The organism is Pseudomonas sp. LBUM1662 (genome assembly GCF_059695915.1).
In genome coordinates this window covers 5,820,220-5,844,567 of the sequence record NZ_CP166793.1, presented here as the reverse complement: position 1 = coordinate 5,844,567, position 24,348 = coordinate 5,820,220, and the positions used below count along the sequence as shown (strand labels likewise).

The following is a 24,348-nucleotide window of genomic DNA, read 5'->3' as shown; positions in this document are numbered from 1 at the left end:
TTAAGACGACGGTTTGCCAAAACGCCGCGAACGTACGACCAACCGTGAGGTGTTTATGAGTGCGACCACTCCCGAGGCGGCTCAGCCGTCCTTCGTCCGTCATCCGTTACGCCTGAGGCTCAACGGTCAGGAGCGTCAGCTCGACGTCTTGCCCTGGACCACGCTGCTGGATCTGCTGCGTGAGCAGTTGGACCTGATCGGCACAAAAAAAGGCTGCGACCACGGACAGTGCGGCGCCTGCACGGTGTTGCTCAACGGCAAACGGGTGAACGCCTGCCTGACGCTGGCGGTGATGTGTGACGGGACGGAGCTGGTCACCATTGAGGGGTTGGCGAATGGCGACGAATTGCACCCCATGCAGCAAGCCTTTATCAAGCACGATGCTTTTCAGTGCGGCTATTGCACGCCGGGGCAGATCTGCTCGGCGGTCGGCCTGGTCAATGAAGGGCGGGCGCAAACCACCGCAGACATTCAAGAACTGATGAGCGGCAACCTCTGCCGTTGTGGTGCCTACAACAATATTCGCGACGCCATCGAAGAAGTGCTTCCCGCCTGCCGCAAACCTGAGCAAGGGGATGGCCAATGAATCCTTTCCACTACAGCAAACCCGATTCGGTACAGGCCGCTGTACATCTCGCCGGCCCGGCATCGCGCTTCATTGCCGGTGGTACGAACCTGCTGGATTTGATGAAGGAAAATGTCACTTGTCCGGAGCACTTGATCGACATTACCGGGCTGCCCTTGCGCGATGTCACTGAAACGGACCAAGGGGGGCTGATGATCGGTGCACTGGTCAGCAATGCCGATCTGGCCTGGCACTCGTTGATCGAGCAGCGCTACCCGCTGTTGTCCCAGGCGATTCTGGCCGGCGCGTCACCACAACTGCGCAACATGGCCAGCACCGGCGGCAACCTGCTGCAACGCACGCGCTGCTATTACTTCTATGACGCTGGCGTGCCATGCAACAAGCGGGAACCCGGAAGCGGGTGTCCGGCGCGGGACGGGCTGAACCGGATTCATGCCATTTTCGGCGCCAGTGAATCGTGCGTCGCTACCCACCCTTCAGACATGTGTGTGGCCTTGGCCGCGCTGGAGGCCGTGGTTCACGTGCAAGGCACCAGCGGTGCGCGGACCATCGAGTTCGCTGATTTCCACCGTCTGCCGGGCGATGCTCCCGAACGTGACAACCAGCTCGCCAACGATGAACTGATCACCGCCATCGAATTACCCGCCACCGGTTTTGCCGAACACAGCCATTACCTGAAAATTCGTGATCGCGCGTCGTATGCCTTTGCATTGGTCTCGGTCGCCGCAGCGCTCGATTTGTCCGGATCGATCATTCGCAAGGCGCGACTGGCCCTGGGCGGCGTGGCGCACAAACCCTGGCGCGACAAGGCCGTGGAAGACTGGCTGGTTGGCAAAGAGGTCAGCCGCGAAACCTTCACCGCCGCCGCCGATGCTTTGCTGCAAAACGCCGAGCCGCTCGAACACAACGCTTTCAAAGTGAAACTGGCGCGCCGGGCAATCGTGCGCGCACTGAGCGATGCCGCGCAGGGAGGGGAAGCCCGATGAAGACTTACACGCAACCCATGGGGCAGCCGCTCGACCGGGTCGACGGCCAGCTCAAAGTGACGGGACAGGCGCGCTACGCCGGCGAGTTTCCCGAGGACGGCCTGCTTCACGGCAGTGTTGTTTCCAGCACCATCGCTTGCGGACGGGTGATTCGCATTGATGCATCGAAGGCCTTGGCGTTGCCTGGGGTCGTAGCGGTGATCGATCACAACAACCGCCCGAAGATCGCCAGCTACGACGAAGACTATGAGGATGCCGATTCGGCCGAAGGCTCACCGTTCCGTCCGTTGTATAACGATCATGTCCTGTACAGCGGGCAACCGTTGGCACTGGTTGTCGCGGACAACCTTGAGCTGGCGCGCCATGCCGGTTCATTGATCGAAATTGAATACGAAACCGACGCCCATCAGACCGATCTGTTATCGCTGCAAGGCGAAGCCCATCCAGCACCTGCCGAACTGCCCAAGCCGCGTGGGAACTTTCAGGCCGAGTTCGCTGGCGCGGCCATGAGCCTGGACCTGAACTACAGCACGCCGATCGAGCATCACAATCCAATGGAGCCGCACGCCAGCACGGTGCTGTATCAGGCCGACGGCAGCTTGCACATCCATGACAAGACCCAAGGCCCGCAGAACTGTCAGTCGTATGTGCAAAAGGTGTTCGGACTTGAGAAAGAGCAGGTCAGAATCTTCGCCGCGTATGTCGGCGGGGCATTCGGTTCGGGCTTGCGTCCGCAGTATCAACTGCCTTTGGCGGTCATGGCGGCGCTGCAACTCAAGCGTTCAGTGCGCGTGACGTTGACGCGCCAGCAGATGTTCACCTTCGGCTACCGTCCCCGCACCTTGCAGCGTTTGCAACTAGGCGCTGCGGCAAACGGCCGCCTGCTCGCCGTCGCTCACACCGCCATTGGCCAGACTTCGCGGTTCGAGGATTTCACCGAGCATGTGGTGGAGTGGAGCGGGATGCTCTATCACTGCGATCACGTGCAATTGACCTACAAACTCGTGCCGCTGGATGTGTTCACGCCGCTCGACATGCGAGCGCCGGGCGCGGCGTTGGGGCTGATTGGCCTTGAATGTGCGATGGACGAACTGGCGTGTGCGTTGGCAATCGATCCGGTGCAGTTGCGTTTGATCAACTACGCCGAGCGCAATCAGAACGAAGACAAGCCGTACTCCAGTAAAGAGCTGCGCGAATGTTACGCCCAGGGGGGCAAGCGTTTTGGCTGGCATCAGCGCGATCCAGAACCGCGAAGCATGCGCCAGGGACGACAGTTGGTGGGTTGGGGCATGGCCGGTGGCGTCTGGGAGGCGATGCAGCAGAAAGCCAGTGCCAAGGCTTCGCTCGATCACAACGGCCATTTGACCGTCAGCAGCGCCACCACCGACATCGGCACCGGGACCTACACGGTCATGACGCAAATTGCTGCACAGGCGACAGGCGTTTCTGTAGAGGATGTCACTTTCGTCCTCGGCGACTCTTCATTGCCGACTGCGCCGTTGCAGGGCGGATCATTTACCGTGTCATCAGTCGGCACTGCCGTTCAGCAGGCCTGTGAGGCGTTAAAGGAAAAACTGCTCGCCGTGGCTCGGCAGACTTCGCCCGCGTTCGCAGGCGTGACCGCTGACCAAGCCATTTTTGAAGATGGGCATCTTTCATTGGGTGAGGCGCGACTAAAACTGGCCGACCTTGCTCGGGACTGTGGCGAAGAAACGATCGAGGCCCAGGTCGACGCCGAGCCGGACAAGAAGCGCGAAGCCTACGCCACCGCTACCCATTCAGCCGTGTTCGTTGAAGTGCTGGTCGATGAGGAACTGGGTACGGTGAAGGTTAACCGTGTCGTCAGCGCGATTGCGGCGGGTCGGGTGGTCAATCCGAAAATGGCGCGCAGCCAGATTCTCGGGGGCGTGGTGTGGGGTATTGGCATGGCATTGCACGAGGAGACGCAAACCGACCATGCGCTGGGGCGTCACATGAACCACAGCCTGGCCGAGTATCACATCCCGGTAAATGCCGATATCGGCGAAATAGACGTGCTTTTCGTCGAAGAAAACGATGAGATCGTCAACGCTCTTGGTTCAAAGGGTGTTGGCGAAATCGGCATCGTTGGGGTCGCGGCGGCTGTGGCCAATGCCATCTACCACGCCACCGGCAAGCGGGTGCGGGACTTTCCCATCACCCTCGACAAGCTGCTTTAGACCTTGGCTTCTTCCACCGGCACATGCATGCGGTCGCGGTTGGCCAGGGTTGGGAACAGTTTGATCCACGCCCCGGTCACCACCAAGGTGCCAATCCCGCCCATGACCACCGCCGGCACGGTGCCGAACCAGTGGGCGGTGAGGCCGGATTCGAATTCGCCCAACTGGTTCGACGCGCCGATGAACAGGCCGTTGACGGCGCTGACCCTGCCGCGCATTTCGTCCGGGGTTTCGAGTTGCACGAAAGAGGCGCGGATCACCATGCTGATCATGTCCGCCGCGCCCAGCACTACCAACACCGCCAGGGAAAACCAGAACGAGGTCGAGAGGCCGAACGCGATGGTCGCGACGCCGAATACACCGACCGCGGTGAACATTACGCGCCCGACTTTGCGCTCCACGGCAAATCGCGCCAGGTACAGCGACATCAACAGCGCACCGACGGCCGGGGCTGAACGCAACAGGCCCAGGCCCCAGGGGCCGGTCAACAGGATGTCCTTGGCGAACACCGGCAGCAGCGCCGTTGCACCACCGAGCAATACCGCAAACAGATCCAGGGAAATCGCCCCGAGAATGTCCGGGCGACTGCGAATGAAACGGATGCCTGCGAGCAATGAATCCAGGGTCGCCTTGCCCTTGTTCAGCGGTGTTTGCCGGGCCGGCAGGTTGAGCATCAACAAGCAGGCAATGAGGTAGAGGATCACCGTCGGGCCATACACCCAGACGCTGCCGAAGGCATAGAGCAAACCGCCTACGGCCGGGGCGACGATGGTGGCCGATTGTTGAGCCGACTGCGCGGCGGCGACGGCGCGGGGGAACAGCGCGCTGGGCACGATGCTGGGCAGCAAGGCCTGGGTGGTCGGCATCTCGAAGGAGCGCGCGGCGCCGAGCAGGAACGCGAGGATGAAAATCATCTCCCGGGTGACATGGTCGGTCGCGCTGCCGATGGCCAGGGACAAGGCGATCAACGCTTGCAGGGACTGACAGATCGCCGCGACCTTGCGCCGGTCATAGCGATCCGCGACATGCCCGGTGTGCAGCATGAACAGCACCCGTGGGGCAAATTCCACCAGCCCCACCAGACCCAGGTCCAGCACATTGCCGGTCAGTTGATACAGGTTCCAGCCGATGGCCACGGTGAGCATCTGAAAACCGCTGGCGGTGAACACCCGAGCCAGCCAGAACGCGATAAAAGGGCGGTGATGACGTAACAGCAAGGGCGCTTGGCTGGGCATCTGAGGGCAGGTCTTGAGCGAGGGGAGGGTCGAGATTATCACCAACCTGTAACCAGAAGTTGCAGGCTGGGAAAATTTAGTTAGCTAGACACCGATCTCCAAAAACACCGACATCCCCCTGTGGGAGCGGGCTTGCTCGCGAAGGCGTCGGCACATTCACCATAAAGGTGACAGACAGATCGCTTTCGCGAGCAGGCTCACTCCCACAGGTAATGTGTTTCAGTTCATGAGCAGAGCCGTGAGGCAACCTGTCACGCGGCAAAAGACCACACCGTCCATCGTCAAAAATGGGACTACTCTTTTAACCATTGCTTGATCCAGATCAAGACCCTTGTGGAAATGATCCGGCGGCCAGATGGCCAGACTCCCTACGTTGTGATGTTTGTAAAAAAAGAACGAATGCAAATTCGCCACACTCCATATCCGTGGGGGCAGTGGGTGCAGGCCGCAAGCCTTCAGCCGGTATTACCTGACAGAGGAAGACTTATGTTCGGTTTGGAGGCGCTTGATCTCGCCCGAATTCAGTTCGCGTTCACCATCTCGTTCCACATCCTTTTTCCAGCCATCACCATTGGCCTGGCGAGTTACCTGGCGGTACTCGAAGGTCTGTGGCTGAAGACGAACAACGACACTTACCGCGATCTGTACCATTTCTGGTCAAAGATCTTTGCCGTCAACTTCGGCATGGGCGTGGTGTCCGGGTTGGTCATGGCCTATCAGTTCGGCACCAACTGGAGCCGCTTCTCGGACTTCGCCGGTTCCGTGACCGGGCCGTTGCTGACGTACGAAGTCCTGACAGCGTTCTTCCTTGAGGCCGGTTTCCTCGGTGTCATGCTGTTCGGCTGGAACAAGGTGGGGCGCAACCTGCACTTCTTCGCCACGGTCATGGTCGCCATCGGCACGCTGATCTCGACCTTCTGGATTCTTGCCTCCAACAGCTGGATGCAGACCCCGCAAGGTTTCGAAATCATCAATGGCCAAGTCATTCCAACCGACTGGTTCGCCGTAATCTTCAACCCGTCATTCCCGTACCGCCTGATGCACATGGCCACGGCCGCGTTCGTCGCCACTGCTTTCTTCGTCGGCTCTTCGGCGGCCTGGCACTTGCTACGCGGCAAGGACAACCCGGCGATCCGCACCATGCTTTCGATGGCGATGTGGATGGCGTTGATCGTGGCGCCGATTCAGGCCGTTATCGGTGACTTCCACGGGCTCAACACGCTCAAGCACCAGCCGGCGAAAATCGCCGCAATCGAAGGTCACTGGGAAAATCACGGCGATGAGCCGACCCCGCTGATCCTGTTCGGCTGGCCGGACATGAACGAGGAGCGGACCAAGTACGCGGTGGAAATTCCGTACCTGGGCAGCTTGATCCTGACGCATTCCCTGGACAAGCAAGTGCCGGCGCTCAAGGAGTTCCCGCCTGAAGACCGGCCGAATTCGACCATCGTGTTCTGGTCGTTCCGGATCATGGTCGGTCTGGGCATGCTGATGATTTTCACCGGTCTGTGGAGTCTGTGGCTGCGCAAGAGCGACAGGTTGTACACCTCGCGACCGTTCCTCTACCTGGCTTTGTGGATGGGCCCGTCCGGCCTGATCGCGATCCTCGCCGGTTGGTTCACCACTGAAATCGGCCGTCAACCGTGGGTGGTCTATGGCCTGATGCGCACGGCGGACGCGTCCTCCAATCACAGCTTCATGCAGATGAGCATCACGCTGATCCTGTTCGTGGTGGTGTATTTCGCGCTGTTCGGTGCGGGCCTGGGCTACATGATGCGCCTGGTGCGCAAAGGGCCGAAGATCGACGAAGGCAAGGAAACGCCCGAGGGTGGTCCAGGCAAGAAACGCACGCCAGCCCGTCCGCTCTCCGCTGCCGACGATGACGCCGACGCTGATAGCAGCCCCAGCCTGACCAAGGAGATTTGAGTCATGGGTATTGATCTTCCGCTGATCTGGGCCGTGATCATCATCTTCGGCATCATGATGTATGTGGTCATGGACGGCTTCGACCTGGGGATCGGGATTCTCTTCCCGTTCATCCCGGGCAAGACCGACCGTGACGTGATGATGAACACCGTCGCCCCGGTCTGGGACGGCAACGAAACCTGGCTGGTGCTGGGCGGCGCAGCGTTGTTCGGTGCGTTCCCGCTGGCCTATTCGGTGGTGCTCTCGGCGTTGTACCTGCCGCTGATTTTCATGCTGATCGGGCTGATATTCCGTGGCGTGGCGTTTGAGTTCCGCTTCAAGGCCAAGGACGACAAGCGCCACCTGTGGGACAAGGCCTTCATCGGTGGCTCGATTGCCGCAACCTTCTTTCAGGGGGTGGCGCTGGGTGCATTCATCGATGGGCTGCCGGTGGTCAATCGTCAGTTTGCCGGTGGTTCACTGGACTGGCTGACGCCGTTCACCCTGTTCTGCGGCCTCGCGTTAGTGGTGGCTTATGCGCTGCTGGGTTGCACCTGGCTGATCATGAAGACCGAAGGCAAGTTGCAGGAGCAGATGCACAATCTGGCACGGCCATTGGCGTTCGTGGTGTTGGCGGTGATCGGTATCGTCAGTATCTGGACCCCGCTGGCTCACGCTGAAATCGCCGCTCGCTGGTTCACGCTGCCGAATCTTTTCTGGTTCCTGCCTGTGCCGATCCTGGTGCTGGTGACCATGTACGGTCTGATTCGCGCCGTGGCTCGCAATGCGAACTACACGCCGTTCCTGCTGACCCTGGTGCTGATCTTCCTCGGCTATAGCGGTTTGGGCATCAGCTTGTGGCCCAACATCGTGCCGCCGTCGATCTCGATCTGGGACGCCGCTGCACCGCCGCAAAGCCAGGGCTTCATGCTGGTCGGTACGCTGTTCATCATCCCGTTCATCCTGGGTTATACCTTCTGGAGCTACTACGTGTTCCGCGGCAAGGTGACCCACGAAGACGGTTATCACTAGAACACGCGACTACGGCGCAGGGCCCAATCCTGTGCCGTTTCAGAGGAGCTCACGATGATGGCTGGCAAACATTCCCTGGAGGACATCAAGGCAGCAGAGAAGAAGCCGCTATGGCAGCGGCTTGGTTGGCTGGCCTTGATCTGGGTCGGTAGCGTGGGGGCCCTGTTTATCGTGGCCAGCCTGATGCGCATGTTCATGAACGCCGCAGGTCTGTCCACGCACTGAAACACTCGACATTCCCATCCCGTTGCCTTGCGGCACGGATTCAAACCCTCCTGTCATGGAGGGTTTTTTTTACCTGCAATTATTTGCGGGCTTTGAGAATGACGAATTTTGGCGTGGCCGCTACTTGCTCAACACCACGGAACAACCGCGCGAGCTTGCTGTGGTAACCCAGATGACGGTTGCCGACGATATACAGCGCACCGCCAACCACCAGGGCTTCGCGCGCCTGCTGGAACATCCGCCAGGCGAGAAAGTCGCCAACGACCTGTTGCTGGTGAAACGGCGGATTGCACAGCACCACGTCCAGCGATTGCGGCTCTTGCCCGGCCAGGCCATCGCCGGCCCGCACGATCACCTCACGATCACCCAACGCAGCGCGCCAGTTTTCAGTGGCCGATTGCACGGCCATGAACGATTCGTCTACCAGCGTGTATTGGGCATCAGGGTTTTGCAGAGCGCTGGCGATTGCCAATACACCATTACCACAACCAAGGTCGGCGACTCGCGCTGTGCCGAGGTTCTGCGGCAAGTGTGGAAGGAATGCTCGTGTGCCGATGTCCAGACCTTCGCGGCAGAACACATTGGCGTGGTTCAGCAGTTCGATCGCCGGTGTGTCGAGTTGGTAGCGTGAAGGGTAGGGGGACACGGCCGGGGTTTTGGCTTCAGGCGATGCGATCAGCAACCGGGCTTTTTTCACCGCCAACGAGGCTTGCACCGGGCCAATGTAACGTTCCAGCAGATCTCCCGCAGCGCGAGGCAGATGCTTGACCATCGCTGCTGCAATCACCTGAGCGCCTGGAGCCAGTTGGCCCTGCAGGCGAATCAGTTGCTCTTCCAGCAAGGCCAGGGTTTTCGGCACGCGGATCAATACACGGTCAAACGGCCCCACAAAGGCTTCGCTGGCCGGGACGCTCGGCACGGCATCGAATGCCTGACCGTTGCGGATCAGGTTCTTTTCCAGGCCCTGGAAGGCCAGGAACGAGTCGCCGCTGCTGGTCACCAGGACGTTTCCTGCCAGGCTCGCGGCCAATGCGCCGAAGCTATCGTTGAGCACCAGCACCCGGGTGTCCGCGGTCGGTTGCTGCTCGGCCAGATGATTGAGCAGGTATTCGTCTGCGGCATCAAAAGCTTGCAGCGGTTCGTTCTGCTGTTCTGGCTGACGGATCAGATCGAGTTGGGCGAAGGGTGTTTCGAGCAGGGGCATGAGGCGGGGCTCTGGGTAGTCAACGGGTGTGATGTCCCGCTGCCTGAGGCGTTGTCGCGGGCGGGGCCGTCCGAGTGGACTACGACGTGATGTTTCACTCGTCATCACTCTGGAGGAACCGCAAATGGTACGTTTTTTTCTTTCGAAATACTCGCGGGTTTTTCCCCCTCGGTATTCGAGTGTACTGCTCAGATCATGCAGGCCCTGGCTGCCGCGATCACGGCTGCAATCTTGTTGTTGACGCCCAGTTTCTGGATTGCACTGTGGACATGGAAGTTTACGGTGCGTTCGGTGCGCCCCAGAATTACTCCGATTTCGAACGAAGTCTTGCCATCAGCCGACAGCTTCAGCACTTCGATTTCCCGTGCTGATAAATGAGGTTTGCAGGGATCCTTGACCCGTACAGGCAGTTTTTTCGCGATGAGCCCATGCAATTGGTGGCTGATGAAAATCGTGTAGCCAAGTTTTTCATACCATTCATAGGGGCTGATGGCGTCGTTGCTTCTGGCCAGGCTCAACATGCTGCAGAGTCCGTTGTCGTCATGGAGCGACTGCGACCAGCCATGTTGCAAACCCAGTTCTTTTTGAGCTTGCCACAGCTCGGGTGTTGTCGAATAGACCTCGTCTCCCCATAGAATTGGCAGCGTTGACTGATTGCAATGAGCCAGTATCGGATCTTCATCGCTGAAATGACTTTGTTCATATTTCAGGTTCCACTCGCTTGGGTAATTATTGATATTTACCCTCTCGAAGAGCGGCCCTCGCAAATGTGAGGTTATTGAAAAGGCACAAAATTTAAAGCCAAGACCTTGAACGAGATCAAGTGACATTTCGTAGGCAGACTCAATATTTCGTGCGTTCGTTATCTGTCTTAATTGTGACTCCTTCCACATTTCCATCGGTTTAACTCCATGTGGGTTACTCGGGGGGTGCACATTGGATCCGAAATCCGGCACGCCACGAGTGTAGGAGTATTCCTACACACATGCTGCAATTTTTTTGCTCTTAAAAGTTTAAAAACTATCTAACTGGTTCTTAGGTGGAAAATAGTGAAGTTTGATGTTGCTCGTCATTCAATTATTAAAATCCTGTTTTTGTAAACTGTTATTAGAGTGGAGCGAGATTCATTTTCAAATACATGGGTGAAGGCAAAATAATGGCGTTTTGTCTAAAGCCACTACAAATCAGCGGTGTTTACATCGCCTGCTTTGCGGGACACTGGGGCATCTGTTGAATGGAGCATCTTATGACCGCCAGTGCAGAAAAATTCACTCGCCAGACCCTGACCGATGTTCAGCCGTTGACCCCCAACCTGTTCACGTTGCGGGCCACCAGAGACCCGGGCTTTCGTTTTCGGGCGGGGCAATTCGCCCGGCTGGGCGTAACGAAAGCCGACGGCAGCACCGTGTGGCGCGCCTATTCAATGGTCTCTTCGCCCTATGACGAATTCCTCGAGTTCTTTTCCATCGTTGTACCCGACGGAGAATTCACCAGTGAATTGAGTCGGCTGGAGGTCGGCGATACGCTGCTGGTCGACCGACAGGCCTTTGGATACCTGACGCCGGACCGTTTCGTCGATGGCCGGGATCTCTGGTTGTTATCCACAGGGACGGGCGTGGCACCGTTTCTGTCGATCCTGCAGGACTTCGAGGTGTGGGAGAAATTCGAGCGGATCATCCTCGTCTACAGTGTGCGCGAAGCCCGTGAGCTGGCTTATCAGGAGCTGATTGCGGGGCTGGCGAAGCGTGATTATCTGGCCGAATACGCGCACAAGCTGCAGTTCATCGCGACCGTCACGCGCGAGCAGCATCCCGGCGCCCTGAACGGGCGAATCACCACGCTGATCGAAAATGGCGAACTGGAGCGGGTGGCAGGCGTCGAGCTTACGCCCGAGCACTCGCGGGTCATGCTCTGCGGCAACCCTGAGATGATCGATGACATGCGCAAGTTGCTCAAACAGCGGAACATGCACTTGAGCCTCAGTCGACGACCCGGCCAGGTGGCGGTGGAAAACTTCTGGTAAAAAAAACGGCGCCCCGAAGGCGCCGTTTCTGCATGCAACCAGCCTTCAGGGCTGATTGTTCTGGGCTTTGAGCAGATCACGGATCTCGCTCAACAGCTCTTCTTCCTTGGTTGGAACCGGCGGCAGGGTTGGCGCAACGGCCTCTTCGCGTTTCAGACGGTTGATGGCTTTGACGCCCATGAAGATCGCAAAAGCGACGATGATGAAGTCGATCAGGCTCTGGATGAACTTGCCATAGGCCAGCACCACCGCCGGGACATCGCCGTTGGCTGCCTTGAGGGTAACGGCCAGGTCACTGAAGTCCACCCCACCGATCAACAGGCCGATTGGCGGCATCACCACGTCGCCGACAAACGATGAAACAATCTTGCCGAACGCGGCGCCGATGATAATACCGACGGCCATGTCGACCACATTACCTTTGACCGCGAAGGCCTTGAACTCACTTATCACGCCCATAGGTTATTTCCTTGTTACAGATGAGGTTGGTGAACGCAGTGTAAATCAGCAAATCCTGTCCTGCTCGAAACGCCTTCTTACAAAGCCCGTGTTTATCGACATATTTGCAGGCATTTAGTTTTCAAAGTGCCACCAATCGCGCGGGAACTACGCGCTAACAAGCTGATTAGCCACACAATTTTCTGAATCATCGCATTACGTTCTTTCTATTTATGTTCTGCGGTCCGGGCCTCTAGCCTCTGGGCAGCGCACTTGGAGTGCGCCTAGAAAACAGAGGAACCTGATATGACTTCGACCATTGGCCTCGGGGCTTTTCCCCATCGGCGTACCCTTGGCGTGTTAACCGCCAGCCTGCTGTCCTTCACCGTCCACGCTGCGCCCCTGACCCGCGATAACGGTGCTGCGGTGGGCGACAACCAGAACTCGCAGACCGCCGGGGCCAACGGCCCGGTGCTGCTTCAGGACGTACAGCTGATCCAGAAACTCCAACGCTTTGACCGCGAGCGAATTCCCGAGCGCGTCGTGCATGCCCGTGGCACTGGAGCCCACGGCACCTTCACTGTGACGGACGACCTGAGTGACCTGACCAAAGCCAAGGTATTCGCCGGCGGTCAGAGCACCCCGGTGTTTGTGCGTTTCTCGGCGGTCGTTCACGGCAACCATTCGCCAGAAACCCTGCGTGACCCCCGGGGCTTCGCGACCAAGTTCTACACGGCGGACGGCAACTGGGACCTGGTTGGCAACAATTTCCCGACCTTCTTCATTCGTGATGCCATCAAGTTCCCGGACATGGTCCACGCTTTCAAGCCGGACCCGCGTACCAACCTGGACAATGATGCCCGCCGCTTCGATTTCTTCTCTCACGTCCCCGAAGCCACTCGCACCCTGACGGAGTTGTATTCCAACTCCGGTACGCCGGCCAGTTATCGGGAAATGGACGGTAACGGTGTTCATGCTTACAAGTTAGTGAATGCCAGGGGTGAAGTTCACTATGTGAAGTTCCACTGGAGAAGTCTGCAAGGGATTAATAATCTCGATCCAAAAGCAGTAACTAAAGTTCAAGGTCAAGACTACAGTCATATGACCAATGATTTGGTCACTCATATTAACAAGGGTGACTTTCCGAAATGGGACTTGTACGTCCAGGTGTTAAATCCTCAAGACTTGTACAAGTTTGATTTCGATCCATTGGATGCAACCAAAATATGGCCCGGTGTTCCTGAGCGAAAAGTTGGACAAATGGTGCTGAACCGTAATCCGGCAAATGTCTTCCAGGAAACGGAACAAGTTGCCATGGCACCGGCCAATCTTGTTCCAGGTATCGAGCCTTCGGAAGATCGCTTATTACAGGGGCGAGTGTTCTCTTATGCCGATACTCAACTATATCGCCTGGGCGCCAATGCACTGCAATTGCCGATCAATGCCCCCAAGGTCGCCGTGAACAACGGTAATCAGGATGGCGCGATGAACATCGGCCACAGCACCAGCGGTGTGAATTATCAGCCGAGCCGTTTGCTGCCGCGTGACGAGCCGAAAACCGCGCGTTACAGCCAGTCGGCCCTGTCGGGCAGCACGCAGCAGGCGAAGATCCAGCGTGAGCAGAACTTCAAGCAGGCCGGTGATCTGTATCGCTCGTTCAGCAAGAAAGAGCGCAAAGACTTGATCGAGAGCTTCGGCGGGTCACTGGCCACCACCGATGACGAGAGCAAGCACATCATCCTGTCCTTCCTTTACAAGGCCGACCCGGAATACGGGAGCGGCGTGACCAAGGTGGCCAAGGGCGATCTGAGCCGGGTCAAGGCGCTGGCGGCCAAGCTGGCCGACTGATCGCGTTTGCCTGAACAGCGGGGCCTCTGAGGAGGTCCCGTCAGACCAAGGAGCTTGCCATGCGTTTTTGTCTATCGCTGTTTCTGGCGTGCGTTTCATTCAGCGTCTTCGCAGGGTCGGCCGAAGATCCCGCCGCGCTGAAGGCTCAACTGCAGGATTACTACTTCGACGCCGCTCGCCGAGGTGATGTGCCGATGCTCGAGACTTTCATTGAGGCCGGTTACTCCCTCGATACCCGCGACAGCAAGGGTTATACCGCGCTGATACTGGCCGCCTATCACGGCCAGACAGGCGCGGTGGACCGTTTGCTCGCGGCCGGGGCCGACGCCTGCGCGCAGGATCAACGCGGCAACACCGCCCTGATGGGCGCTATTTTCAAGGGCGAAATCCAGGTCGCCAAAACCCTGTTGGCCGCCCATTGCAGCCCCGACCAACGTAACGACGCCGGCCAGACCGCCGCGATGTACGCCGGACTGTTCAAACGGGTCGAATTGCTGGATGAACTCAAGGCCAAGGGCGCCGACCTGAACGCCGAAGATCCGTTGGGCAACAGCGCCGCGCGTCTGGCCAAGGGAGAAATCCGCACTGCGGTGCCGCGCTGATCCGCGTCAGCTGAGCTATCATCGCGGTTTTTGCCGGGAGTTCTGATGGCCAAGGCCAAGCGCATGTACGGCTGCACCGAGTGCGGCTCAACCTTCCCCAAGTGGGCCGGCCAATGCGGCGAGTGCGGGGCCTGGAACACGCTGACCGAAACCATGGTCGAGAGCGGCGGTGCCGCGCCACCCAGCGGTCGCACCGGCTGGACCGGCCAGCAGGCGCAGATCAAGACCCTGGCGGAAGTCAGCGTCGAAGAGATTCCGCGCTTCTCCACCGCGTCCAGCGAGCTCGACCGAGTGTTGGGTGGTGGGCTGGTGGATGGTTCGGTGGTGCTGATCGGCGGTGACCCGGGCATCGGCAAGTCGACCATTCTCCTGCAAACCTTGTGCAACCTCGCCAAAGTCATGCCGGCGTTGTACGTCACCGGCGAAGAATCCCAGCAGCAAGTGGCCATGCGTGCGCGCCGTCTCGGTTTGCCTCAGGACCAACTGCGGGTGATGACCGAAACCTGCATCGAAACCATCATCGCCACCGCCCGGGTCGAAAAGCCCAAGGTCATGGTGATCGACTCGATCCAGACGATCTTCACCGAACAGCTGCAATCGGCACCGGGCGGCGTGTCGCAGGTTCGGGAAAGTGCGGCGTTGCTGGTGCGTTATGCCAAGCAGAGCGGCACCGCGATTTTCCTCGTCGGCCACGTGACAAAAGAAGGCGCCCTGGCCGGGCCGCGCGTGCTGGAGCACATGGTCGATACAGTTTTGTATTTCGAAGGCGAGTCCGATGGGCGCCTGCGATTGCTGCGTGCGGTGAAAAACCGTTTCGGTGCCGTTAACGAATTGGGCGTGTTCGGCATGACTGACAAGGGGTTGAAAGAAGTCTCCAACCCTTCGGCGATTTTTCTCACCCGTGCCCAGGAAGAAGTCCCGGGCAGTGTGGTCATGGCGACGTGGGAAGGGACGCGGCCGATGCTGGTGGAAGTCCAGGCGCTGGTGGATGACAGCCATCTGGCGAACCCGCGTCGGGTCACGCTGGGGCTGGATCAGAATCGCCTGGCGATGTTGCTGGCGGTGCTGCATCGTCACGGCGGGATTCCGACTCACGACCAGGACGTATTCCTCAACGTGGTTGGCGGGGTGAAGGTGCTGGAAACGGCCTCTGACCTGGCGTTGATGGCGGCGGTCATGTCCAGTTTGCGTAACCGGCCGTTGCCGCACGATTTGCTGGTGTTCGGTGAAGTCGGGCTGTCGGGCGAAGTGCGCCCGGTGCCGAGTGGCCAGGAACGTTTGAAGGAAGCCGCCAAGCACGGCTTCAAACGCGCCATCGTGCCCAAGGGCAATGCTCCCAAGGAAGCGCCGCCGGGGTTGCAGATTATTGCGGTGACCCGCCTGGAACAGGCACTCGACGCTCTGTTCGAATAGCCTTCCAGACAGAACACGACCCATGTGGGAGCGGGCTTGCTCGCGAAGGCGGACTGACATTCAGTAATGATGTTGTCTGACACACCGCCTTCGCGAGCAAGCCCGCTCCCACATTGGATTAGTGTTGAGTCTTTAGATTTCGATCAAGGCGCCCAACTCGCGCTCCAATTCCTCGGGATCCCCCAGGTTGAACTCAATCAACCGCCGCAGCCGCTCAATCGATTCCAGGCTGATGTGCTTGCAGACAAACCCGAGCTGGCCATGGTCATCGTGGGTCAACATCACGTCCATCTTGATCTCGACGTCTTCGGTCAGATGAATATCGACCAGGAAATGCCAGTCCGGATTGCCCAGCCACGGCTCGGGTTTCTCGATCAGCAGCCCCTTGAGTGACAGGTCAATCAGCTTCACCGGCCAGATGAATTCCCCTTGGCTCAGTTCGGTTTTGGCATCGAACGCAATACGTTTGAAGCGGCGGCGATCGGCAGGGTGTTCGCTCATGGCGCAATCCTCTGGTTGTGCGCTGACTATAGACCCGCTGGGTCAAAGCCTGCCAGTCAGGACAGGCCTCTAGACCTATGTCGGGGTATGGCCTTTGCCGTCAGGCGAGCTAAACTCGGGGTGGCTGTCTTTCTTGTCCACCCTGGCTGGAATCATAAAATGAAAAATAATAATAGCCTGCTACGCCATCTACCCTGGCTGCTGCTGGCAATCGTAGGGGCGTGCGCTCTTGGTGTCGTGGCATTGCGCCGAGGTGAGGCGATCAACGCCTTGTGGATTGTGGTCGCGGCCGTGGCCATTTATCTGGTTGCCTACCGCTACTACAGTCTGTTCATCGCCAACAATGTGATGCAACTCGACCCGCGACGGGCCACCCCCGCCGTACTCAACAATGACGGTCTGGACTACGTCCCCACCAACAAACACATCCTCTTTGGTCACCACTTCGCGGCCATCGCTGGCGCGGGGCCGCTGGTCGGTCCGGTCCTGGCGGCGCAGATGGGTTATCTGCCCGGCACGCTGTGGCTGATTGCCGGTGTGGTGCTGGCCGGTGCGGTTCAGGACTTCATGGTCCTGTTCATGTCCACCCGTCGCAACGGCCGCTCCCTGGGCGACATGGTCCGTGAAGAAATGGGCCGTATCCCTGGCACCATTGCGCTGTTCGGCTGTTTCCTGATCATGATCATCATCCTCGCGGTGCTGGCGCTGATCGTCGTGAAAGCCCTGGCCGAGAGCCCATGGGGGATTTTCACGGTGATGGCGACCATCCCGATCGCGATGTTCATGGGCATCTACATGCGCTACATCCGCCCGGGCCGCATTGGTGAAATCTCCGTGGTCGGCGTGTTGCTGCTGCTCGGTTCGATCTGGCTGGGCGGGCAAATTGCCGCTGATCCGGTCTGGGCCAAAGCGTTCAGCTTCACTGGCGTGCAGATTACGTGGATGCTGGTCGGTTACGGTTTCGTGGCCGCCTCGCTGCCGGTCTGGCTGATTCTGGCGCCGCGTGACTATCTGTCGACCTTTCTGAAAATCGGCACCATCGTGGCGCTGGCGATCGGCATCCTGGTCACCATGCCCGAGCTGAAAATGCCGGCATTGACCCAGTTCGTCGACGGCACCGGGCCTGTGTGGAAGGGCGGTCTGTTCCCGTTCCTGTTCATCACCATCGCCTGTGGCGCGGTCTCCGGTTTCCACGCGCTGATCTCCTCCGGCACCACGCCGAAACTGCTGGATAACGAAGTCAACGCCCGTTACATCGGTTACGGCGCCATGCTGATGGAATCCTTCGTGGCCATCATGGCGATGGTCGCAGCTTCGGTGATCGAGCCAGGCGTGTACTTCGCCATGAACAGCCCGGCGGCTGTCGTTGGCGGTGACGTGGTGGCAGTGGCTCAAACGGTCACCAGCTGGGGTTTTGCAATCACTCCGGAAGCGCTGCAAGCGGTGGCCAAGGACATCGGTGAAACCACGATCCTGGCCCGTGCCGGCGGTGCGCCGACCCTGGCGGTCGGTATTGCGCAGATCCTGCACAGTGTCCTGCCGGGTGAAAACACCATGGCGTTCTGGTACCACTTCGCGATCCTGTTCGAAGCGCTGTTCATCCTGACCGCAGTCGACGCCGGCACCCGTGCCGGACGGTTCATGCTGCAGGACTTGCTGGGTTCCTTCGTGCCGGCGCTGAAACGCACCGAATCCTGGACCGCCAACCTGATCGCCACCGCCGGCTGCGTGGCGATGTGGGGCTGGTTGCTGTACCAGGGCGTGATCGATCCACTGGGCGGCATCAATACCTTGTGGCCATTGTTCGGCATCTCCAACCAGATGCTGGCCGGTATCGCCCTGATGCTCGGCACCGTTGTGCTGATCAAAATGAAACGCCAACGCTACGTCTGGGTGACCATGCTGCCAGCGGTCTGGCTGCTGGTCTGCACCACCACCGCGGGCTTCATCAAGCTGTTCGACGCCAACCCGGCGATCGGCTTCCTGTCGCTGGCGAAAAAATACAGCGATGCCCTGGCCAACGGTCAGATCCTCGCCCCGGCCAAGGACATCACTCAGATGCAGCACGTGATCTTCAACGCTTACACCAACGCAACGCTCACCGCGCTGTTCCTGTTCGTGGTCTTCAGCATCCTGTTCTATGCGCTCAAGGTCGGTATTTCCGCCTGGGGCAGCAAAGAACGTACGGATAAAGAAGCACCGTTCCAGGTGCTGCCGGATGCGTAATCGAGGAATGCACGATGTTCAATGACCTGAGTCGCCTCGGTAAATACCTCGGTCAGGCCGCGCGCCTGATGGTCGGCATGCCCGACTACGACAACTACGTCGAGCATATGCAAACCAAACACCCGGACAAACCGGTGATGACTTACGAGATGTTCTTCAGGGAACGTCAGGAAGCGCGTTACGGTGGCAAGGGTGGGCCGAAGTGCTGTTGATGCAACAGCCGGCTTGATGCAATCCCTGTGGGAGCGGGCTTGCTCGCGAATGCGATCCGTCATTCAACATTTGTGCTGACTGACACACCGCTTTCGCGAGCAAGCCCGCTCCCACATTTGTTTTTGTGTTGAATTCTCATTTTGTGAACAGGAGACTCCAGTTGTCCTCTCCCATCCCCGTCACGATCCTCAGCGGCTTCCTCGGCGCCGGCAAGACCACGCTGCTGCGCCACCTGCTCAAAGCCGAGCACGGCCTGAAAATCGCCGTGATCGAGAACGAATTCAGTGAAGCCGGTATCGACACCCAGCTGTTGGGCGACGAGCCGGTGCAAGTGATGACGCTGTCCAACGGCTGCGTCTGCTGCACCATCCACACCGACCTGACCAAAGCCCTGTACCTGCTGCTCGAACGCCTGGACAGCGGCGAAATCGCCTTTGACCGTCTGGTGATCGAATGCACCGGCCTGGCCGATCCGGCGCCAGTGGCACAAACCTTTTTCATCGATGAAGAGCTGCGCGAGCGTTACATCCTCGATGGCATCATCACCCTGGTCGACGCGGCTCATGCCGACACGCACCTGACCCAGACCATCGCCCAGGCGCAGATCGGTTTTGCCGACCGCTTGCTGGTGAGCAAGCGCGATCTGGTGGACGAAGCGACGTTTACCGCGCTGAGCGAGCGCCTGACCCGCATCAACCGCCGCGCGCCGATTCGCGTGGTCGAACACGGCAAGATCGACCTGGCTGAATTGCTCGACGTACGTGGTTTCAACCTGAATGCCGACCTCGGCGGCATCAGCCTGCGCCCCGTGGGCAAGGCGCCCTCCATCGACCGCATTTCCAGCCTGGTGCTGCGCACCGACAAGCCGCTGGATATCGACAAACTCAGCGAGTTCATGAACGAGCTGCTGGAAGACCATGGCAAGCAGTTGCTGCGCTACAAGGGCGTGTTGAGCATCGTTGGCGAGCCGCGGCGGATGGTGTTTCAGGGGGTGTTGAAACTGTACGGATTCGACTGGGATACGGAGTGGGCGGATGACGAAGCGCGTGAAAGCGTGATCGTGTTTATTGCCGATGATTTGCCGGAAGAGAAGATTCGGGAAGGGTTTGCGCGGGTGGCGGCGGATTGAAAGATTGTGTTCATCAATGATGATGCCTTCGCGGGCAAGCCTCGCTCCTACAAGGGTTACGCGGAACCTGTAGGAGCGAGGCTTGCCCGCGAAGGCGATCTAACCGGCAACACGATTTCTGCCAGGAAGCGATACCGTATCAAGCAACATCTGTTCAAGATTATCCAGATGCCGGTTCAGCAATTCTTCGGCAGTCACGGCATCACCACGCTCCACCGCATTGACTATGCCCTCATGCCCCCCGCAATAACCCTCCACCTGCGCATCAAACTGCGCAATCGCCAGCGAAGTCAGCGGCACCAGACTGCCGAGAAAATGCGCCAATGGGGCATTCCCCGCCATCTCTGCCAACTGCAAATGAAACTCCCCTGACAACCGAATCGCCGGGCCACGCGCCGTACAGCTACGCTCGTTCTCGATTAGGGCACGCAGACGATTCAAGTCTTGCGCACGAGGTTGCCGGCAGGCCAGTCGCACCAAGGTGATTTCGGTCAGCCGGCGGGCATGCAGCGTCTGCCGGGTCTGCTCGGCATTCAGCGCGGCAACGCGAGGCCGGTGGTTCGGGCGAAGGACGATGATCTGCTGGTGGGACAGTCGCGTCAGTACGCCACGAACGTCACTGCGTCGAACATTGAACATCTGCGCCAGGCTTTCTTCGGTAAAGCGGCTGGACGCAGTGAGGCGCTGTTCGAGAATGGCGTCGAAGAGCCGCGAATAGAGATCGTCCGCCCGCGCGGGAAAGGGCAGGGCAGTGAGTGTCTGCGGTGAAGCGAAGCTGTTCATGGCCTGTCTCCAGTTCGAAGCAGTTTTAGCTGCCGAGGTTGTCGTCCGGAATATTCAGTTCGATGCCCATCCGCTGGCCTTCCCGAAGAATGTGCCGACGCATCTCGGCGCTGGCCTGGGCGCTGTTTTTGCTGCGGATCGCGCGCACCACGGCTTCGTTTTCCTCCAGGCGTTCTGCCAGATGCTCGGGGGAGTTGCGCAACACCTCGGCGCTTTGCTTGAGGGCATTGCTGGTCTGCTGCACCACGCTCTGGAAAATCGGGTTCGAGGTCAACGTGAACAGTTCTTCGTGGAAGGCGATGTAGGCGTTCACCCCGGCCTCGCTGTCGTTGGCCTCCAGCGCTTCGCGCATGTCCATCAGGGTCAGGCGCAGTTGCCCGACTTCCTTGCTGCTGATCGACTGCGCAACCAGGCCGACGATGAACGGCTCGAGGGTGTATCGCAGTTGCAGCACGTCTTCCAGGCTGGCGCCGGCCACCGCGCTGTCGTGGCTTTGGCTGTCGCTCAGATTGGCCTCCAGCACCACCACGCCTTTGCCGGGCATGGAGCGCACCAGCCCGAGGGTTTCCAGGACGATCACCGCTTCGCGCAGGCTCGGGCGGCTGATGCCCAGTTGTTCGGCCAGTTCACGTTGCCCCGGCAGCATTTCGCCGGAGCGCCACTGACCACGGGCCAAAGCGGCCCGAAGTTTTTCTACGACTGAGTTCACAACGGTCGACGAGGTAATCACTGTTCGCTCCATGAGCATCCAAAACGGTTGATGACCGTGCCTGCCCGGAGGCAGGCACGGCGGTTATTCAGAATTCCTGCTGATGCGCCGGGGCGACCGGTTTTCTCGGCTGGAAGGAATACCCCACCTGGCCGGAAAGCACCTTGTTGGCCCGTTGAATATCGATGTCCTTCTCCCAGCGGGCGATGGCCACGGTGGCGACGCAGTTGCCGATCAGGTTGGTCAGCGCCCGGCCGATGCCCATGAACCAGTCCACCGCCAACACCAGCACCAGGCCGACCACTGGAATTGCCGGGATCGCCGTGAGGGTCGCCGCCAGAATCACCAGCGCCGAGCCGGGAATCCCGTGGGCACCTTTGGAGGTGATCAGCGACACCAGCAGAATCGTCAGCAGGTCGGTCATGGCCAGCGGCGTGCCGGTGGCATTGGCGATGAAGACGATGGCGAGGGTCAGGTAGATCGAGAAACCGTCGAGGTTGAACGAGTAACCGGTAGGAATCACCAACCCGACCGTCGAGCTGCCGATGCCCAGATGCTCAAGCTTGCGCATGATCTGTGGCAGCACGGCGTCGGAAGAAGCGGTGCCCATCACGATCAGCAGTTCTTCGCGCAGGTACTTGAGCAGCGGCCACATCTTCAGGCCGGAAAGGCGCATCACCAGGCCGAGAATCAGCGACACGAACGCTACGCACGTCAGGTAAAACAGGCCGACCAGACTGCCCAGATGCTGCAGCGAATCCAGGCCATATTTGCTGGTGGTGAAAGCGATGGCGCCGAACACGCCGATCGGCGCCAGACGCACAATCATGCCCATGATGCGAAAGATCACGTGGCTCAGCTCGTTGATCAATCGCGAAATGCCGGAAGCCGCTTCGCCCACCAGGTTCAACGCGCTGCCGAACAGCACTGAAAACAGCAGCACCTGCAGAATGTTGTTCTCCGCGAAGGCGCCGATCACCGAGGTCGGGATCAGGTTCATCAGGAACTGGGAGGTGGTTTGCATGTGCTGACCGCGCTGGGCGATGTCGCCCATGTCGGCAGCGGAAAGCTGATCCAGATGAATGTTCGCGCCGCTGCCGATGCCGGTGGTGAACGCGAACACCAGACCAATCACCAGGGCGATGGTGGTGAGGATTTCGAAATAGATCACCGATTTCAGGCCGATGCGTCCGACCTTCTTCAGGTCGCCGGCACCACTGATGCCGCTGACCACCACGCAGAACACGATCAGGCCGATGAGCATCTTGATCAGTTTGATGAAACCGTCGCCGAGCGGTTTGAGCTGGGCCGAGTATTCAGGAAGGGTCAGCCCGCAGACGATGCCGAGCACCAGTCCGAGAACCACTTGGAGGAAGATTGAACGCGAGCACCATCTGAGCATGGGAGGAATCCTGGTCGGTGTCCTGGCTGCCGTGCGCTTGAGGGGCGCATCAGATTCAGGACTTAATTATTGTGGTCTTACCGGTATGTCCAGTGCAGGCGCAGTCTACGCTCGGTTTTTTGCCGATGACAAGTGGAAACAACAAAATTGGCATGACCGGTCTGACCAGTGGTGCCGACACGATTCTTGTAGGAGCTGTCGAGTGCAACGAGGCTGCGATCTTTTGATCTTCCAACAGACGAAAAAAAACCGGCCATCACTGGCCGGTTTTTTTATCGCTGCGGTTCAGCGGTGCAATTAAGCGCCGTACACCGGCAGCTTCTTGCAGATGGCCTTGACCTTCTCACGAACGGCGTCGATCACCGCTTCGTTGTTCAGGTCAGCCAGGATGTCGCAGATCCAGCCGGCCAGCTCTTTGCACTCTGCTTCCTTGAAGCCACGAGTGGTCACAGCCGGAGTGCCGAAGCGCAGGCCGGAGGTGACGAACGGGGAGCGTGGATCGTTTGGCACGGAGTTCTTGTTCACGGTGATGAACGCTTTGCCCAGAGCGGCGTCGGCGTCTTTACCGGAGATTTCCTGCTTGATCAGCGACAGCAGGAACAGGTGGTTTTCAGTACCGCCGGACACCACGTCAAAACCGCGCTCGATGAAGACGCTGGCCATGGCCTGGGCGTTTTTCACCACTTGTTGCTGGTAGGTCTTGAACTCAGGCTGCAGCGCTTCCTTGAAGCAGATCGCTTTGGCGGCGATCACGTGCTCCAGCGGGCCACCCTGGGCGCCCGGGAAAACGGCGGAGTTGAGCTTCTTCTCGATGTCGGCGTTGGCGCGGGCCAGGATCAGGCCGCCACGTGGACCGCGCAGAGTCTTGTGCGTGGTGGTGGTCACGACGTCAGCGAATGGAACCGGGTTCGGGTAGACGCCAGCGGCGACCAGACCGGCCACGTGAGCCATGTCGACGAACAGGTAGGCGCCAACCTTGTCAGCGATTTCGCGGAAGCGCGGGAAGTCGAGGATCTGCGAGTAGGCAGAGAAACCGGCCACGATCATTTTCGGCTTGTGCTCAACGGCCAGGCGCTCGACTTCGTCGTAGTCGATCAGGCCATTGGCGTCGATGCCGTACTGAACGGCGTTGTACAGCTTGCCGGAGGAAGAAACGCTGGCGCCGTGGGTCAGGTGACCGCCGTGGGCCAGGCTCATGCCCAGGATGGTGTCGCCTGCTTGCAGCAGAGCCAGGTAAACGGCGCTGTTGGCTTGGGAACCGGCGTGCGGTTGAACGTTGGCGTAATCGGCGCCGAACAGCTCTTTTGCACGGTCGATAGCCAGTTGCTCAACCACGTCGACGAACTCGCAACCACCGTAGTAGCGCTTGCCCGGGTAGCCTTCGGCGTACTTGTTGGTCAGTACCGAGCCTTGAGCTTCCATCACCGCTGGGCTGGTGTAGTTTTCCGAAGCGATCAGCTCGATGTGTTCTTCCTGGCGCTGAGCTTCTTGCTCCATGGCGGCAAAAAGATCGGCGTCGTACTTGGCAATAGTCAAATCACGGCTGAACATGGCGGTCCTCAAGGATCGGGGCAGAAAAGGGGGGCATTCTAACCCAATGGGTTTTAGATGGCATATGAAAGGACATCATGTCGCAGACAAGTGGGCTTCATGACGGGATCAGCGGTGATCGTGCCGGCCTCATCGCGGG

22 protein-coding genes are annotated in these 24,348 nt (G+C 59.2%); 13 read left to right on the top strand and 9 right to left on the bottom strand.

Annotation, left to right across the window (positions count from 1 at the left end; all coding sequences use genetic code 11):
• Positions 1–55: 55 nt before the first annotated feature.
• Genes ACA049_RS26575 through ACA049_RS26565 form a run of 3 tightly spaced genes read left to right on the top strand, consistent with a single transcriptional unit; the run spans position 56 to position 3,770 of the window.
• Positions 56–586, top strand: coding sequence for a (2Fe-2S)-binding protein (locus ACA049_RS26575; RefSeq protein ID WP_497331054.1), 531 nt, complete (start codon positions 56–58; stop codon positions 584–586).
• On the top strand, positions 583–1,572 hold the full coding sequence (locus ACA049_RS26570; protein WP_497331052.1) for an FAD binding domain-containing protein: 990 nt from the start codon (positions 583–585) through the stop codon (positions 1,570–1,572). Before ACA049_RS26575 ends, ACA049_RS26570 begins: the two co-directional genes overlap by 4 nt.
• Entirely contained in the window at positions 1,569–3,770 is a 2,202-nt protein-coding gene (locus ACA049_RS26565; protein ID WP_497331050.1) for a xanthine dehydrogenase family protein molybdopterin-binding subunit, read from the top strand. Before ACA049_RS26570 ends, ACA049_RS26565 begins: the two co-directional genes overlap by 4 nt.
• Here the strand turns inward: ACA049_RS26565 and ACA049_RS26560 are convergent.
• Positions 3,767–5,005, bottom strand: coding sequence for an MFS transporter (locus ACA049_RS26560; RefSeq protein WP_497331048.1), 1,239 nt, complete (start codon positions 5,003–5,005; stop codon positions 3,767–3,769). The genes ACA049_RS26565 and ACA049_RS26560 overlap by 4 nt on opposite strands.
• Positions 5,006–5,491: 486 nt before the next feature.
• On the opposite strand from ACA049_RS26560, the gene ACA049_RS26555 reads away from it, so the two are divergent.
• The 3 genes from ACA049_RS26555 to ACA049_RS26545 are packed head-to-tail and all read left to right on the top strand — an operon-like array spanning position 5,492 to position 8,167.
• Positions 5,492–6,931 carry a cytochrome ubiquinol oxidase subunit I gene (locus ACA049_RS26555; protein WP_497331046.1) on the top strand — a complete coding sequence of 480 codons (1,440 nt, stop codon included), beginning with the start codon at positions 5,492–5,494 and terminating at the stop codon, positions 6,929–6,931.
• Positions 6,932–6,934: 3 nt separating this feature from the next.
• Complete coding sequence (cydB, locus tag ACA049_RS26550) at positions 6,935–7,942, top strand: cytochrome d ubiquinol oxidase subunit II (protein WP_497331044.1); 1,008 nt, start codon at positions 6,935–6,937, stop codon at positions 7,940–7,942.
• Between the two features lie 57 nt (positions 7,943–7,999).
• Positions 8,000–8,167: a DUF2474 domain-containing protein gene (locus tag ACA049_RS26545; protein WP_094470553.1), complete on the top strand. Its 168-nt coding sequence runs from the start codon at positions 8,000–8,002 to the stop codon at positions 8,165–8,167.
• A gap of 79 nt (positions 8,168–8,246) precedes the next feature.
• Here ACA049_RS26545 and ACA049_RS26540 read toward each other — a convergent pair whose 3' ends face one another.
• Complete coding sequence (locus ACA049_RS26540; protein ID WP_497331042.1) at positions 8,247–9,371, bottom strand: methyltransferase; 1,125 nt, start codon at positions 9,369–9,371, stop codon at positions 8,247–8,249.
• A 188-nt stretch (positions 9,372–9,559) separates the two neighbouring features.
• On the bottom strand, positions 9,560–10,270 hold the full coding sequence (locus ACA049_RS26535) for a LuxR family transcriptional regulator (protein WP_497331040.1): 711 nt from the start codon (positions 10,268–10,270) through the stop codon (positions 9,560–9,562).
• A gap of 347 nt (positions 10,271–10,617) precedes the next feature.
• On the opposite strand from ACA049_RS26535, the gene ACA049_RS26530 reads away from it, so the two are divergent.
• Positions 10,618–11,394: a ferredoxin--NADP reductase gene (locus tag ACA049_RS26530; protein WP_497331038.1), complete on the top strand. Its 777-nt coding sequence runs from the start codon at positions 10,618–10,620 to the stop codon at positions 11,392–11,394.
• 45 nt (positions 11,395–11,439) lie between these two features.
• Here ACA049_RS26530 and mscL read toward each other — a convergent pair whose 3' ends face one another.
• Positions 11,440–11,853, bottom strand: a complete 414-nt coding sequence (mscL, locus tag ACA049_RS26525; protein ID WP_403102443.1) for a large-conductance mechanosensitive channel protein MscL — start codon at positions 11,851–11,853, stop codon at positions 11,440–11,442.
• Between the two features lie 285 nt (positions 11,854–12,138).
• Here mscL and katB point away from each other — a divergent pair, with 285 nt between their 5' ends.
• Genes katB through radA form a run of 3 tightly spaced genes read left to right on the top strand, consistent with a single transcriptional unit; the run spans position 12,139 to position 15,695 of the window.
• Positions 12,139–13,680, top strand: a complete 1,542-nt coding sequence (gene katB / locus ACA049_RS26520; protein WP_497331036.1) for a catalase KatB — start codon at positions 12,139–12,141, stop codon at positions 13,678–13,680.
• Between the two features lie 59 nt (positions 13,681–13,739).
• On the top strand, positions 13,740–14,282 hold the full coding sequence (locus tag ACA049_RS26515; protein ID WP_497331034.1) for an ankyrin repeat domain-containing protein: 543 nt from the start codon (positions 13,740–13,742) through the stop codon (positions 14,280–14,282).
• Positions 14,283–14,327: 45 nt separating this feature from the next.
• Positions 14,328–15,695, top strand: a complete 1,368-nt coding sequence (gene radA / locus ACA049_RS26510) for a DNA repair protein RadA (protein WP_109635008.1) — start codon at positions 14,328–14,330, stop codon at positions 15,693–15,695.
• A 132-nt stretch (positions 15,696–15,827) separates the two neighbouring features.
• Here the strand turns inward: radA and ACA049_RS26505 are convergent, their stop codons facing one another.
• The gene (locus ACA049_RS26505) at positions 15,828–16,196 is read right to left on the bottom strand and encodes a PilZ domain-containing protein (protein WP_497331032.1); all 369 of its coding nucleotides are present in this window, start codon (positions 16,194–16,196) and stop codon (positions 15,828–15,830) included.
• A gap of 159 nt (positions 16,197–16,355) precedes the next feature.
• Here ACA049_RS26505 and ACA049_RS26500 point away from each other — a divergent pair, with 159 nt between their 5' ends.
• The 3 genes from ACA049_RS26500 to yjiA all read left to right on the top strand — a co-directional run bounded on the left by ACA049_RS26500 (position 16,356) and on the right by yjiA (position 19,764).
• Positions 16,356–18,422, top strand: a complete 2,067-nt coding sequence (locus ACA049_RS26500; RefSeq protein WP_497331030.1) for a carbon starvation CstA family protein — start codon at positions 16,356–16,358, stop codon at positions 18,420–18,422.
• A gap of 14 nt (positions 18,423–18,436) precedes the next feature.
• Complete coding sequence (locus ACA049_RS26495) at positions 18,437–18,634, top strand: YbdD/YjiX family protein (protein ID WP_008154232.1); 198 nt, start codon at positions 18,437–18,439, stop codon at positions 18,632–18,634.
• Between the two features lie 161 nt (positions 18,635–18,795).
• Positions 18,796–19,764: a GTPase gene (yjiA, locus tag ACA049_RS26490; protein WP_497331028.1), complete on the top strand. Its 969-nt coding sequence runs from the start codon at positions 18,796–18,798 to the stop codon at positions 19,762–19,764.
• 99 nt (positions 19,765–19,863) lie between these two features.
• Here yjiA and ACA049_RS26485 read toward each other — a convergent pair whose 3' ends face one another.
• From ACA049_RS26485 to glyA, 4 genes are all read right to left on the bottom strand, one after another.
• Positions 19,864–20,547: a GntR family transcriptional regulator gene (locus ACA049_RS26485; RefSeq protein ID WP_497331026.1), complete on the bottom strand. Its 684-nt coding sequence runs from the start codon at positions 20,545–20,547 to the stop codon at positions 19,864–19,866.
• Positions 20,548–20,572: 25 nt separating this feature from the next.
• Positions 20,573–21,277 (bottom strand): FadR/GntR family transcriptional regulator, encoded by a 705-nt coding sequence (locus ACA049_RS26480; RefSeq protein WP_462019683.1) that lies wholly within the window; start codon positions 21,275–21,277, stop codon positions 20,573–20,575.
• Between the two features lie 67 nt (positions 21,278–21,344).
• Positions 21,345–22,658: a C4-dicarboxylate transporter DctA gene (locus ACA049_RS26475; protein ID WP_497331024.1), complete on the bottom strand. Its 1,314-nt coding sequence runs from the start codon at positions 22,656–22,658 to the stop codon at positions 21,345–21,347.
• 297 nt (positions 22,659–22,955) lie between these two features.
• The gene (gene glyA, locus ACA049_RS26470; RefSeq protein ID WP_109634995.1) at positions 22,956–24,209 is read right to left on the bottom strand and encodes a serine hydroxymethyltransferase; all 1,254 of its coding nucleotides are present in this window, start codon (positions 24,207–24,209) and stop codon (positions 22,956–22,958) included.
• Positions 24,210–24,348 lie beyond the last annotated feature (139 nt).